Origin of the sequence: Syntrophomonas sp. (assembly GCF_028707975.1) — a bacterium.
Taxonomy (GTDB): Bacteria; Bacillota; Syntrophomonadia; order Syntrophomonadales; family Syntrophomonadaceae; genus Syntrophomonas.
Map to the genome: position 1 here is coordinate 46,713 of NZ_JAQVZX010000006.1, position 13,100 is coordinate 59,812.

At 46.8% G+C, this 13,100-nt stretch carries 14 protein-coding genes and 1 other annotated feature; all 14 genes read left to right on the top strand.

The genetic code is table 11. From position 1 onward, the window contains the following. Nucleotides 1-138 precede the first annotated feature (138 nt). Nucleotides 139-1,026, top strand: a complete 888-nt coding sequence (locus PHP87_RS01760) for an Rpn family recombination-promoting nuclease/putative transposase (protein WP_299917733.1) — start codon at nt 139-141, stop codon at nt 1,024-1,026. A gap of 136 nt (nt 1,027-1,162) precedes the next feature. Continuing rightward, nucleotides 1,163-1,741 carry a murein hydrolase activator EnvC gene (locus PHP87_RS01765; protein WP_299917735.1) on the top strand — a complete coding sequence of 193 codons (579 nt, stop codon included), beginning with the start codon at nt 1,163-1,165 and terminating at the stop codon, nt 1,739-1,741. Between the two features lie 2 nt (nt 1,742-1,743). Then, nucleotides 1,744-2,604 carry a M50 family metallopeptidase gene (locus PHP87_RS01770; RefSeq protein WP_299917738.1) on the top strand — a complete coding sequence of 287 codons (861 nt, stop codon included), beginning with the start codon at nt 1,744-1,746 and terminating at the stop codon, nt 2,602-2,604. A 274-nt stretch (nt 2,605-2,878) separates the two neighbouring features. Further along, entirely contained in the window at nt 2,879-4,738 is a 1,860-nt protein-coding gene (locus PHP87_RS01775) for a TIGR03960 family B12-binding radical SAM protein (protein WP_299917741.1), read from the top strand. Continuing rightward, nucleotides 4,716-5,393 (top strand): TIGR03936 family radical SAM-associated protein, encoded by a 678-nt coding sequence (locus PHP87_RS01780; protein WP_299917743.1) that lies wholly within the window; start codon nt 4,716-4,718, stop codon nt 5,391-5,393. Before PHP87_RS01775 ends, PHP87_RS01780 begins: the two co-directional genes overlap by 23 nt. Before the next feature lie 116 nt (nt 5,394-5,509). Next, complete coding sequence (locus PHP87_RS01785) at nt 5,510-6,940, top strand: Rne/Rng family ribonuclease (RefSeq protein WP_299917745.1); 1,431 nt, start codon at nt 5,510-5,512, stop codon at nt 6,938-6,940. Between the two features lie 53 nt (nt 6,941-6,993). Further along, nucleotides 6,994-7,070, top strand: a sequence feature (ribosomal protein L21 leader region). A 13-nt stretch (nt 7,071-7,083) separates the two neighbouring features. Then, complete coding sequence (rplU, locus tag PHP87_RS01790) at nt 7,084-7,398, top strand: 50S ribosomal protein L21 (protein WP_299917747.1); 315 nt, start codon at nt 7,084-7,086, stop codon at nt 7,396-7,398. Continuing rightward, nucleotides 7,398-7,727, top strand: coding sequence for a ribosomal-processing cysteine protease Prp (locus PHP87_RS01795; RefSeq protein ID WP_299917749.1), 330 nt, complete (start codon nt 7,398-7,400; stop codon nt 7,725-7,727). The genes rplU and PHP87_RS01795 overlap by 1 nt, the downstream gene beginning before the upstream one ends. A 2-nt stretch (nt 7,728-7,729) precedes the next feature. Then, complete coding sequence (gene rpmA, locus PHP87_RS01800) at nt 7,730-8,023, top strand: 50S ribosomal protein L27 (RefSeq protein WP_299917751.1); 294 nt, start codon at nt 7,730-7,732, stop codon at nt 8,021-8,023. Nucleotides 8,024-8,150: 127 nt separating this feature from the next. Beyond that, nucleotides 8,151-8,603 carry a Spo0B domain-containing protein gene (locus tag PHP87_RS01805; protein WP_299917753.1) on the top strand — a complete coding sequence of 151 codons (453 nt, stop codon included), beginning with the start codon at nt 8,151-8,153 and terminating at the stop codon, nt 8,601-8,603. 4 nt (nt 8,604-8,607) lie between these two features. Beyond that, nucleotides 8,608-9,867, top strand: coding sequence for a GTPase ObgE (obgE, locus tag PHP87_RS01810; protein WP_299917755.1), 1,260 nt, complete (start codon nt 8,608-8,610; stop codon nt 9,865-9,867). A 22-nt stretch (nt 9,868-9,889) separates the two neighbouring features. Continuing rightward, complete coding sequence (proB, locus tag PHP87_RS01815; protein WP_299917757.1) at nt 9,890-11,017, top strand: glutamate 5-kinase; 1,128 nt, start codon at nt 9,890-9,892, stop codon at nt 11,015-11,017. A gap of 245 nt (nt 11,018-11,262) precedes the next feature. Then, complete coding sequence (locus PHP87_RS01820; RefSeq protein WP_299917760.1) at nt 11,263-12,522, top strand: glutamate-5-semialdehyde dehydrogenase; 1,260 nt, start codon at nt 11,263-11,265, stop codon at nt 12,520-12,522. A gap of 25 nt (nt 12,523-12,547) precedes the next feature. Continuing rightward, the coding region (locus tag PHP87_RS01825) for a VTT domain-containing protein (protein ID WP_299917763.1) at nt 12,548-13,100 on the top strand (553 nt) is incomplete at its 3' end.

Genomic DNA, 13,100 nt, shown 5'->3' on the forward strand with positions numbered 1-13,100 from the left:
TGTGGCAGGATTAATGTGAGAATTCACAGGTTTCTGCAACAGGAATTGTCTGGTGGATATACTAATATTTATACCACTCTATTAGAAATCAAATATCCTATGATAAAATAAAAACATAAGGAAAGGGCGCTGATAGATGTGCCAGAGATATTGGACCCCAAGGTAGACTTGGCTTTCAAAAAAGTATTTGGCTCCCAGGAAAACAAAAGTATCTTGCTCAGTTTTCTTAACGCAGTGTTAAGCTGGACCGGAGAACAACAGATTGTAGATCTTAAAATCCTAAACCCTTACCTGGAACCGGAGAACATTGATGACAGTGTAGGCATACTGGATATCAAACTGCAATTAGAAAACAATGACCTGGTCGATGTAGAAATGCAGATTGGCAACCTGGGTAACATGGAGAGACGTAGCACCTACTATGTTTGTCGCATGTTTGGAGACCAGAATATAAGCAGTGGGAGATATCAAGACCTTAACCGGGTAATCGCCATAAATGTATTGGATTTTATCAGGATAAAACATATCAAACGCTATCACACAATATTCAGATTACGAGAAACACAAGATAACATAGACCTGACCGATGCAATAGAGATTCATTTCATCGAGTTGCCCAAACTAAAGCTAGAAATGGCGAGTTATGCCAACCCGTTGGATAGGTGGGTGGTGTTTTTGAAAGGAGGATGGGATGACATGGAACTGCTTGATAAATTAGCCAAACAAGACCCCGCCATCGGGAAAGCTAAACAGGTGTTGGAACAAATGGCTTCCAACCCCAGGGAAAGAGAACTCTACGAACTCAGACGAAAAGCCATATTAGACAGAAACTCAGCTCTTTATGAAGCAAAGATGGAAGGCATATCGGAAGGCAAACGGGAAGGCATATCGGAAGGCAAACGGGAAGGCAAATTAGAAACAGCCCGTGTAGCATTGCTAAAAGGCGCTGATATAGAATTTGTTGCGGAGATTACCAATTTGCCTTTGGAAAGCATTCAGAAGTTGAAAGCCGAGATAGTGAGCTAAAGGTGCGGGCAAAAGAACCGTCCCCATGCCCGCGTTTTTATAGCGGGAATAAAATATGGCTGTTTAAAATATATATTTCATATAATGCCTTGCTGGGAGACGAGCAAGCGTTAGCCAAGTAAAGTTGGGGTGAAATATGATGGTCAGAAGCTTCAAACTGCGAATGCTCCTGGTAATATTTCTGGTTGCTACCGCCGGTTTGGCCATGCAGTCAGGTGAAAGCAGCCGTAGAATTGCTGAGCCGGTCATTCGTTATATGCTCAAAGATTACGGGGTGGAGCAGAAAATTGCCAGCTTTATTGACAACCTGAGGGACCCGGGTAGCCTTGATCTAGTTCCAGCCCGCAGCAGTTCTACCCTGGCTTTGCCCTGCGAGTATATTGCGGTTAAGAAGAACTATGGTTGGTATTGGAATAGCAAGACGCATAAACAGGAGTTTTCACCGGGCATCTACCTGGAAGTAAGCCGCAATACCGTAGTGAAACCCATATTGGATGGGCGGGTAATAGAAATATCAAGCAATGAGGAAGGTCGCCAGGTATTGCTGGAACATAATGAGAGCTTTTATTCCTTATATGGTGGATTAGATGAAGTTTTCGTGGAAAAAGGAAAGGAACTTGCTAAAGACAGTCTTATCGGTAAAACCGGCAACACCCTCTATTTTGAAATCAGAAATCAGGATGGACCGCAGGATCCCACGCCGCTTTTTGAATAGAAGTGAAGTTTGCTCGCCTTTTTGGTATTCCTATCCGGGTCAATCCCCTGTTTTTGTTGCTGGCTATTCTTTACAGCTGCTTGGGCCTGGGGCGGGAAATAATCATTATTTTGGCTGCAGTGTTTTTGCATGAAATGGCTCATACCCTGGTTGCTTTGATGCTGGAAATAAAGGTGACTGTGATTGAAATCCTACCCTTTGGGGGTCAGGCTCAGATTGAGGATTTTACTGGTCTGGATCCGGGCAAAGAAATCTACCTGGCCCTGGCTGGACCGGCGGTGAGTCTGCTGCTGGCGGGCTTATTCTATTTTTTACAGCCTTATCTTGATCTAGATCTGCTCTTTTTCGTAAATATCAATCTGCTACTGGGCTTATTTAATCTCTTGCCGGCTCTCCCCCTGGATGGAGGGAGGGTTTTTCGCGCTCTAATATCACCTCTGCTGGGTTTTAAAAGGTCGACCAAAATCGCGGCCTTTTTGGGCCAGTTCATAGCCCTCCTCCTGCTTGCCTATGGTCTTTATCTAAGCTATACTCGCTTTACCGGGGCCAATTATATAGTGATTGGGATTTTTCTTTTCTGGGCTGCCCGGCGGGAAGGCAAGTTGTTGCTTTATAGTTTTATGCGCTATTTGATACACAAGAAAGCGGAACTGGCCCGGAAAGGTTTTTTATCCTGCAATCAGTTGGTGGCTTACCCTTATACCCCGGTCAAAGACATATTAAATGCTACCGGTCCCAGTTATTATTTGGTGGTGGTAGTGCTGGATGAAGAGCACCATCCTTGCGGAATGATAAGCGAAGTAGAGTTAATTGAATGCTTCCTGGAGAAAGGCCCGCGGGTCTCTTTGGAGGATTGCTGGTAGCTCAACCTTGTCCCCGGTAGCCTTTTAGAATTTTAGTCTTCTGGAATTGTCGTTCTACTCTCTTTATCAAAGGGTTTTTCCAGGCCTTTGGGCGTGTAAAGTCTTAGTTTTATGGTAATATATATAAGAAAAGTGAGGGGTAAGGGGTTAAGTTTCCTACGACATCTTACTATTCAAGCGCCTGCTAACTCACATTTCATCAATAGTTGTGGCCCCCGGCCATGGGGGGGTAATACGAAAAGTTACATTATACATTAATGGAGGAATAGTATTTTTGAAAGACCGGCTTTTTCGCGATATTCTACCCCGAGTAGCGAAACCGGCGCGTTACACGGGCAGTGAACTCAACATGATAAAGAAAGACTGGGAACAGGCGGGAGTAAAGATGGCTTTTGCCTTTCCCGATGTCTATGAAGTGGGGATGTCCCATGTGGGGGGGAAGATACTCTATGGGCTGGTCAATGAAAAAAGCCGGCACCTTTTGGAGAGGGTTTTCGCTCCCTGGCCGGATATGGAAGCGATAATGCGGGCGGAACAGATAGCGCTTTTCTCCCTGGAGTCTTTTCATCCCGTATTGGACTTTGAGGTGCTGGGTTTTTCCTTGCAATATGAATTGTCCATTACCAATGTTTTAAATATGCTGGATTTGGCCGGAATACCCTTGTGGTCAAGAGAAAGGAATGAGGCTCATCCTCTGCTTATTGCGGGTGGACCAGTGGTTTTCAACCCGGAACCCTTTGCCGATTTTTTCGATATATTTATTATCGGTGATGGGGAAGAGGTTCTGCTGGAGTTCCTGGATGAAATGGAGGCCAGCCGGGGATTGGGGAAAGCGGAAAAACTGAAAAGGCTGGCAGCTATTGAAGGTGTCTATGCTCCGGCCCTATATAGCGTAGAATACAAAGAGGACGGGACGTTAAAGTCCTTTGAACCAAAGTTCCCGGGAGTGCCGGCCCGGGTTCGTAAAAGGGTGGTTAAAGACCTGGATCAGGCTTATTATCCTGATAAGCCTTTGGTTCCCTATATGGAGATAACCCATGACCGGGCCGTTTTAGAGGTAATGAGGGGCTGTCAGCGGGGATGCCGCTTCTGTCACGCGGGAATAGTTTACCGGCCGGTGCGGGAAAGGAGCCTGGAAATGCTGGAGAATCAGGCCCGGCGTCAACTGCAAAATACCGGCTATGAGGAGATATCCCTGGCTTCTTTGAGCAGCCTGGATTATTCGGGAATAGACCCCTTGCTAAAGAGTTTGGTGGGAAACTATGGGGAAAAGGGTATTGGGGTATCTTTACCATCTTTGCGGGTTGATGCCTTTTCCATTGACCTGGCCAATGAAGTGCAGAAGGTCAGGAAAACTACTTTAACCCTGGCCCCGGAAGCGGGAACCCAACGCTTAAGGGATGTAATTAATAAAAATGTCAGTGAGGAGCAGTTGCTGGAGGCCGTAGAAGCCGCCTTTAAATCCGGCTGGCTTTCGCTTAAACTGTATTTTATGATAGGCTTGCCGGGGGAAACAGAAGAGGATCTGGAGGGAATTACAGAAATACTGCAAAAGGTCAAATACATTGGGGACAAGTATTCCCGCCGCCCGGTGGAGCTCCGGGCCAGCCTGGCTTCTTTTGTGCCCAAGGCCCATACTCCGTTCCAATGGCGGGTTCAGAACAGTATTGCGGAGCTGGAAGGCAAGCGCCAGTTTTTATCGCGCAGAAGAAAAAAGCGAATCAAGCTGAGTTTTCATGACAGCCGCACCAGCTATCTGGAAGGAACTATTGCTCGGGGAGACAGGAGACTGTCCCCGGTGATTTATCTGGCTTGGCGAAAGGGTTGCAAGTTTGATGCCTGGTCGGAGTATTTCAACTTTGACTGGTGGTGGGAGGCCTTCCAGGAAAGTGCCGTGGATCCGGAGTTCTATACCGGACGGCAGCGTCCCTACGAAGAAGAATTCCCCTGGGATTTTATTGATATTGGAGTCAGCAAAGACTTTTTGCGGGAAGAAGACCAGAAGGCTGAGGAGGGCTTGACCACAGCCGATTGCCGGCAGGAAGGCTGCAGTGACTGTGGCATTTGTCTTTCGATGGAAATAAGTTTGGATATTAAGGGTGGAAGCGCTCATGCGATTGAGAAGCAGATATAGTGTAGGGCCGGAATTAAAGTTTCTGGGCAATCTGGATATGATGCACCTGATGGAAAGAAGCCTGCGGCGAGCCGCTATTCCTTACGCCCTCAGCGAGGGCTTTAATCCCCACATCAAGTTGTCTATGGGTACGGTACTGCCAGTAGGCTTGTGGGGGGAGAACGAATATTTTGACCTGGAACTAGCTCAGACGATGGATTTGCTAGATTTCAGGCAAAAACTCTCCGCGGTTTTGCCCTCCTATCTGCAATTAAAGGAATGCCAGGAGATAGCAGATACCGCTCCCTCTCTGATGAAAATCATAAATGCCGCTTCTTATGTATATTTGCTCGAACCTCCTTTCCCCTCTTTGGACAAATGGAAAGAGGAACTACTGGCCCGGTCATCTTTAACGGTCAGAAGCCGGGGCAAAAAAAAAGGCCTTGACAAAGAACTGCGTACTGGTATTTATAGAATAGAGGTTGATGAAAGTTTGAATATTGGGCGGGTAGAAATATGGGTGGCAGTTGGCGAACCGGTAAATGTGCGTTATGACGAACTCGGTGAGTTGTTGCTGCAGACTGGCTTTACGCAAAACAGTATAGCCGAGGTTTTCCGCAGTGGGAATTATATTCGGGAGGGTTCTGGGTACCTTTCACCGCTGGAAGTGCTATGAAAGTGAGGGGTAAGGAGATGAGTGCTTGTACCTGGGACTCATTCTGCTTATTCACATGCTTATGCTTGCCCATCAACGCTGAGTGCCGGGGAATAAACAAAAAAAGGTGAGCTGAATTGATTAAAGAAATAATTGCCGAAGTGTATCCCTGGGAATCAAGGGTGGCGATAGTGGAGGATGGCCGCCTGGCTGAGGTTTTTTGGGCTGACCAGGGGGAGAATGTAGGCAAGATATACAAGGGTAAAATTAAAGATATATTACCGGGTCTGTCCTGTGTTTTTATTGACATCGGATTGGCGAGGAACGCTTTTTTATACGCCGGCGATGTTGTCAGGGTAGGGAAAAAGAAAGGGCTTAATGTATATGAACTCTTAAAAAGCGGACAGGATATTATGGTACAAGTGAAAAAGGAAGCTTTTTCGGAAAAAGGAGCTCGGGTAACAGGAGATCTCAGTATCCCCGGGCGCTTGCTGGTTCTTCTACCTTTTCAGAATGAGGTATCCATTTCGCGTAAAATCACCGGAGATGAGCGGAGGCAGCACCTGCGTTCCTTGCTGGAGCAAAACAAGCCGGAAAATGGTGGCATCATTGTGAGAACTGCGTGTCTGGAAGCTGAAGATCAGGAGATAATCCAGGAATTAAACAGGTTGCTCAAGGCCTGGGAGGAAGTAAAACAGCGCTATCAAAACCGAAAAGCTCCCAGTCTCATATATGAAGATATGGATGTTTTGGAAAGGACCATGCGGGATTATCTGGATGGAAATTTGAGCCGGATAGTAATAAACCATCGGAGGCTTAAGGACAAGATTCTGGACTATATCAGCGGTAAGAAGGTTTTTGATCGGGTGACGATTGATTATGAAGAGGGAGCTCTTTTTGAAAGGTACAACTTGGAGAAGGATATTAAAAGATCGCTGCGCCGGAAAATATGGTTGAAAAATGGAGGCTACCTGATTTTTGACCGTACCGAAGCCATGACCGTTATAGATGTTAACAGTGGCAAATTTACCGGCAAAGATAATTTTGAAGAAACGGTTTTCAAGATAAATATGGAAGCGGCCATAGAAATACCACGGCAGCTCAGGTTGCGCAGCCTGGGGGGGATAATTCTCATTGACTTTATAGATATGAAAGAGAAGTCGCACCGGGATGAGTTGATAAAGGTTTTAAAGACGGAACTGGAAAAGGACAAGGCCCATACTCGTATTATCGGTATAACTGGTCTGGGCTTCCTGGAAATGACCCGAAAGAAATCGCGATACGGGGTAGTGGAGTTTTTCACCGATGAGTGTCCCAGTTGTAGTGGCCGGGGTCATACCATTAACCTGCAGGCCCTGGCCAGTGAAGCCAAGAGGAAAATGGCTCATATGGGATACCTGGAGAATAGCCAGATAGTATGTCAAGCAGAACCGCGTCTATTAAAGATATTAAAAGATGACGAAAAAGATATAGGATACATTGAAAGGCGGAGCGGCAAGAGAGTAAAATTATTATGTGATCCCGATTTAGCCCTGGGAGAATACAAGATATACTCCGGCAGCGAATAGCAGCAATATCTTGACTAGCTCTGTTATTTATGTTAAGTTTTTATCTGGGTTTCATGTTTTTGTAACCGCACAGTTCGGGTTTTTAAATGGCCTTATAGCTTACCTGCAATTGGCGAGTCTGAGAAATATGGGGGTGTATTGAAGTGTATGCAATTATTGAAAGTGGTGGGAAACAGTATAAAGCATATGAAGGAAGCATAATAAAAGTTGAAAGACTGGATGTTGAGGCCGGTGAAAAACTTACTCTGGATCAAGTTCTTTTTTTCAATGACGGGAATGGCAATGTAAAGATTGGGAATCCACTGGTGGCTGGCGTACGGGTGATTGCTGAGGTATTGGAACAGGGAAAACACAAAAAAATTACGGTTTTCAAGTATAAACGCAGAAAGAACTATCGCAAGAAACAGGGACATCGCCAACCGTATACCAAGATTAAAGTGGAAAAAATAGAGGCTTAATGCTTGCGCTAACTATTAATTACAAGAATAATAAAATTATATCATTCAAAATAGAGGGACATGCGGGTTTTGCCCCTGAAGGTGAGGATATATACTGTGCCGGTGTGTCAGCGGTAGCCCAGACCGCCTTGATTGGTCTAATTAAACAGCTGACAGTTGAGCCCAAGTATCGGATGGAAAAAGGTTTCCTGGAATGTGAACTTCCTCCCTCTTTGAATGAAGAAGAGTTGGAAAAGGCCCAGATAATTCTATCTACCATGGAAGCAGGATTGCTTTCCATGCAAGCAGCATATCCCAGTAGAATTAAAGTTAATATCAGGAGGTGTTAAGAATGTTCTTTTTTGATTTGCAGTTATTTGCCCACAAAAAAGGGGTTGGCAGTTCCAAAAACGGTAGAGACAGCCAGTCCAAGAGGCTGGGAGTTAAAAGGTATGACGGTCAGATAGTTACCGCCGGTAACATTCTGGTTCGCCAGAGAGGCACCAGGATTCATCCCGGACAGAATGTAATGATTGGCGGAGATGATACCCTTTTCGCGGTAATTGATGGTAAAGTAAAATATGAGAGAAAAGGTCGGGACAAAAAGCAGGTCAGTGTATACCCGCTGGAAACCATGACCATGTAATTCCCATCTGGACTTATAACAGAGCCCCTGGAGTTTTTCAGGGGTTTTTGTTATTATTAGGTAGTTGAGAGGGAAGATATATTAAGGCGAAACACTGTATTGAGTTACAATATAAAGGGGAGTTATTTTGGAAGCCAAACATAGCATGGAGATATTAAGAAGGGTCAGGCATGATTTTGCCAACCACCTGCAGGTTATAAGCGGATACCTGGAACTGGGAAGATATCAGCAGGTAAAAGAATATATTGCTGAAATAGTGAAGGATATGGCTGAAGAGAAAAAAATATTTGAGGCGGGCCTCTCCGCTAAAGAAGCACTATATTTTTTTGAAAAAACATTAACAGCTCGTGAGCTGGGGATAATATTAAGGTTCGAGGAATTGGAAGTCAACTCGCTGGACCTATCCCGGCTTAACCATGAACTGGATAAAGCGTTGCATGAATTGTCCAGTCAGCTAAAGGGAAGGGAAGAGGAACCAGTGGTTTATCTTTTCTTATATAATAATGGAGAAGAAATAACGATGCTTTTTTCCTGTCCTTTGCTAGCGCAAAGCCCGGTAAAGATTAGCATCAAGGAGTGAAACCATGTTTGTTGATCAGGCCCGGATATTTGTAAAGGGCGGAGACGGAGGAAACGGGATAGTGGCTTTCCGTCGCGAAAAATATGTTCCTATGGGCGGCCCGTCTGGTGGTGATGGAGGGCGGGGAGCTAATGTAATATTAGTGGCTGATGAAGGACTAAAGACTCTAATGGATTTTAAATATCGCCGGCATTTTAAAGCTGAGCGCGGAGCCCATGGACAGGGCAAAAATATGCATGGTGCCGGTGGGCGTGATTTACAGGTAAAAGTCCCGGTAGGAACGGTGATAAAAGACGATGAAAGTGGAGAGGTTTTGGCTGATCTGCTGGTTCATGGACAAGAGGCTGTAGTGGCCAGAGGGGGGAGAGGAGGACGAGGCAATGCTCGTTTTAGTTCGGCCATAAATAAAGCGCCGTCCTTCTCGGAAAATGGTGAACCGGGAGAAGAGAAATGGATTCGTCTGGAATTGAAATTGCTGGCTGATGTAGGATTGGTTGGTTTCCCCAATGCGGGAAAATCTACTTTAATATCGAGAGTTTCGGCGGCACGGCCTAAAATCGCCGATTATCCTTTTACCACTCTGGTGCCTAACCTGGGGGTGGTCATGACCAGGGAGAGGGATACTTTCGTTCTGGCTGATATTCCTGGTTTAATTGAGGGCGCTCATCAGGGTTGGGGATTGGGACATGAATTTCTCCGGCATATTGAGCGCACGCGCGTAATCCTGTTTATTCTGGATGCAGCCCAGACGGAGGGAAGGGATGTAGTAGAGGATTACCGGGTTCTCTACCGGGAACTGGAGCTGCATAATCCGGATTTACTTAAACGACCGCAGCTCATTGTCGCTAATAAAATGGATATCCCAGATGTCCAGGATAATGCCCGGAGACTGGAGAGTGAGCTGGGGAAGACGGTGCACTGTATATCCGCCGTGACCGGGGAGGGAATAGAGGAATTAATAGAAATAACCTATGCGCTTTTGCAAGCTGCTCCCCAGGAAATTCCCCGTGGCGAAGAACCGGTAGTAAGGCGCTTTGAAGAAGAGCTACCCTTTCAAATCGATATAGTGGACGGAGTTTTTGAAGTTAGTGGCGCGCGCATCGAGAAACTGGTAATCATGACTAACTTCAATAGCGACGAAGGCCTGCAGCGCTTTCAAAGAACTGTAATTAAGATGGGCCTGGAAGAGGCCTTAAAAGAGCAAGGAATCAAAAAAGGGGATACCGTAAGAATAAAGGACTTTGAGTTCGAGTTTACGGAATAATTTTGAAACAGGGTGATAGGAAATGGGCTGGCGTGATAAACTTAATAAATGCCGCCGGGTAGTGATCAAGGTGGGAACCAGCACCTTGACTTACAGCAATGGACAGCTTAACCTGCAGCGTATAGAACAGCTGGTGCGGGAAATGGCTGATTTACATAACCGTGATATGGAAGTATTACTGGTCACTTCGGGAGCCATTGGAGTAGGCGCCAACCGGATGGGCTATAAAAAAGTTCCTAAAACCATGCCGGAGAAACAAGCCCTGGCAGCGGTAGGTCAGGGAGCTCTGCTGCATCTCTATGAAAAGTTTTTTGGCGAATATGGCAAAACGGTGGCCCAGGTCTTGTTAACCCGGGATGATCTGGATGACCGTATGCGCTACCTAAATGCCACCAATGCTTTGCTGGCCATCCTGGCTATGGATGTTATTCCTATCATAAATGAGAACGATACCGTAGTAGTCGATGAGATCAAGTTCGGCGATAATGACACCCTTTCAGCCCTGGTGGCCGGGATAGTGAATGCTGATCTCTTGCTGATTCTCTCTGATGTCGATGGTCTTTATGACTGTGACCCCAGGACGAACAAGGAGGCGGTGCTGCAACACCAGGTAAGTGAGATTACCAGCGACATGGAAGAGAAATCCACCAGCCGCGGGAGCAGTTTTTCCAGTGGGGGAATGTTTACCAAGTTGAAGGCGGCCCAGGTCTGTATAGCTGCCGGCGTACCCATGGTAATTGCTAATAGCGATGAAGACAATGTAATTCGCCGGGTGGTGGGGGGAGAAGAACTGGGTACATTTTTTATTCCCCGTGAGGAGAAAATGCATGCCCGGGAAAAGTGGATAGCCTTTGGTACTGTTTGCCAGGGCAAGCTTTTGGTTGATGCCGGCGCTCGTCAGGCCTTGCTCAACCGGGGAAAAAGCCTGCTGCCTTCCGGGGTGACCGGGGTTGAAGGGGAATTTGACCGGGGAACGGTGGTGGCTGTGGTTGAGCCTGATGGCCGGGAAATTGCCCGGGGCCTGGTTAATTACGCTGCCCGGGAAATCGCCTTGATAGCAGGTAAAAGGAGCAGTGAGATAGAAGCTATACTAGGAGAGAAGGATTATGATGAGGTAATTCACCGCAACAACCTCTGGGTAAGGGGATAAATCTCTATGAAGATAATATAGGGAAAGCAGGAGGATTTAACCTTAACTCTACTGCAAAAACTATTGGTGTTGCATAAAGGTTGCATAAATATACAAGCGAGCGTTGGCGAAGCATGGGTGCAGCCCCTGCGGGTACAACTGATGCTCCACCCTTCGGGTGTCGCTACTGAGGTAGCTGAGCGGTATATTTATTACTTTTTGCAGTGGAATCAACCTTCTATTCCAAGGTAAAGGAGAGATGAGAAATGGATAAAAGCTTGGAAGAAAAACTTATAGAGCAGGGTAAAAAGGCCAAAGCGGCTTCACGCTTCCTGGCTACAGCCTCTACCACCCTCAAGAATGAAGCCCTGCTGAAAACGGCGGACGCTCTGGAAGCACATGGGGCGGAAATAGTGGCCGCCAATGCCGTTGACCTGGAGTTGGGAGAAAAACAGGGTTTGACTCCGGCCTTGCTGGAGCGCCTGGCCTTAAATGAGAGCCGGATAAAGGATATGGCCCAGGGACTGCGGGAGATTGCCGCTCTTCCAGACCCGGTGGGGGAGGTTCTGGGGATGTGGAGAAGGCCCAATGGTCTGGAAGTGGGAAGAATAAGAACCCCTATTGGAGTTATAGGTATTATTTATGAATCCCGGCCCAATGTAACAGCTGATGCCGCCGGGCTCTGCCTCAAAGCAGGCAATGCTATACTCTTGCGTGGAGGTGAAGAAGCCTTAAATTCCAACCGGATAATTGCCCGGATTATTGCACAGACCGCTAAAGATTGCGGCATTCCCGAGGGTGCCGTTCAGCTGGTCGACAGCGAGGACCGGCAGGCGGCTGTCTATATGATGAAAATGAATGATTATCTGGATGTTCTGATTCCCCGAGGAGGGAAAGGCTTGAAACAAGCGGTGCTGGAGCATGCCAGTGTTCCGGTAATTATGACGGGAATGGGTAATTGCCATGTTTATGTGGATGCTCTGGCGGATTTGGGCAAGGCGCAAAAAATCGTCTTCAATGCCAAAGTGCAAAGACCCTCGGTATGCAATGCCGCTGAAACCTTGCTGGTGAATGCGAAAATTGCCGGAGAATTCCTACCGACCATGATTGCCGAGCTGAAGGGTGCCGGGGTAGAAATTCGGGGTTGTGAAAGAAGCCGGGAGATAGTTCCGGATATTCTCCCTGCCCGGGAAGAAGACTGGGATGAGGAATACCTGGATTTAATCCTGGCGATAAAGGTGCTGGATAGTGTGGAAGATGCAATAGAGCATATTAACTGTCATGGAACTGGTCACAGTGAAGCTATAATAAGTGAGGACTATGGCCGTGTCCGGCGCTTCATGTCTGCAGTTGATGCGGCAGCTGTCTATGCCAACGCTTCCACTCGCTTTACTGATGGCAATGTTTTCGGCTTTGGAGCCGAGATGGGGATAAGCACCCAGAAGCTGCATGCCCGGGGACCTATGGGCTTGCAAGAATTGACTACCACCAAGTTTATTATTTATGGGGATGGACAGATTCGCTAAGTAATAAGGATTGTACGAGAGCAAAATGCTAGCACATTTATTGCCTGTTTTACAGGCCTATGGTGTCTGGGGCTTGCTGATTCTGGCTTTTGCCGAATCATCTTTCTTCCCGGTTTTTCCTGATTTTATTTTAATACCGCTTTGCCTGGCGAATCCGGAACAAGCTATTTTCTATGCCTTTCTGGCAACGGTGGGTTCGGCTACGGGCGCCTATTTTGGCTATGTGCTGGGTAATGTTGTGGGGCAACCTCTCTTGCGCCGCCTGGCCTCGGGTGAGAAAATAGCCCTGATAGAAAAGACCTACCAAAAGTACGGGGCCTGGGCGGTATGTATTGCGGGACTGGCTCCTCTTCCTTACAAGCTTTTCACCATATCATCAGGAATTTTTCGCTTGTCCTTGCCCGGCTTTTTGACGGCAACATTGGCAGGTCGCGGGCTGCGCTTTTTTGCTGAAGCGATTCTGATAATGAGCGTAGGCGAGCAGGCGATAGTTTTTATAACCCAGAATTCAGGCTGGCTTAGCACTATAGTTATATCTGTGATAATTATTCTACTTATGCTTTTCTTCAAACGACAAA

Bases quoted from the DNA above. Each gene is read 5' to 3' on its own strand.
- proB (WP_299917757.1), top strand. From the start codon at position 9,890: ATGGGCTGGCGTGATAAACTTAATAAATGCCGCCGGGTAGTGATCAAG.
- PHP87_RS01780 (WP_299917743.1), top strand. From the start codon at position 4,716: ATGCGATTGAGAAGCAGATATAGTGTAGGGCCGGAATTAAAGTTTCTG.
- PHP87_RS01820 (WP_299917760.1), top strand. From the start codon at position 11,263: ATGGATAAAAGCTTGGAAGAAAAACTTATAGAGCAGGGTAAAAAGGCC.
- PHP87_RS01795 (WP_299917749.1), top strand. From the start codon at position 7,398: ATGCTTGCGCTAACTATTAATTACAAGAATAATAAAATTATATCATTC.
- rpmA (WP_299917751.1), top strand. From the start codon at position 7,730: ATGTTCTTTTTTGATTTGCAGTTATTTGCCCACAAAAAAGGGGTTGGC.
- obgE (WP_299917755.1), top strand. From the start codon at position 8,608: ATGTTTGTTGATCAGGCCCGGATATTTGTAAAGGGCGGAGACGGAGGA.
- PHP87_RS01765 (WP_299917735.1), top strand. From the start codon at position 1,163: ATGATGGTCAGAAGCTTCAAACTGCGAATGCTCCTGGTAATATTTCTG.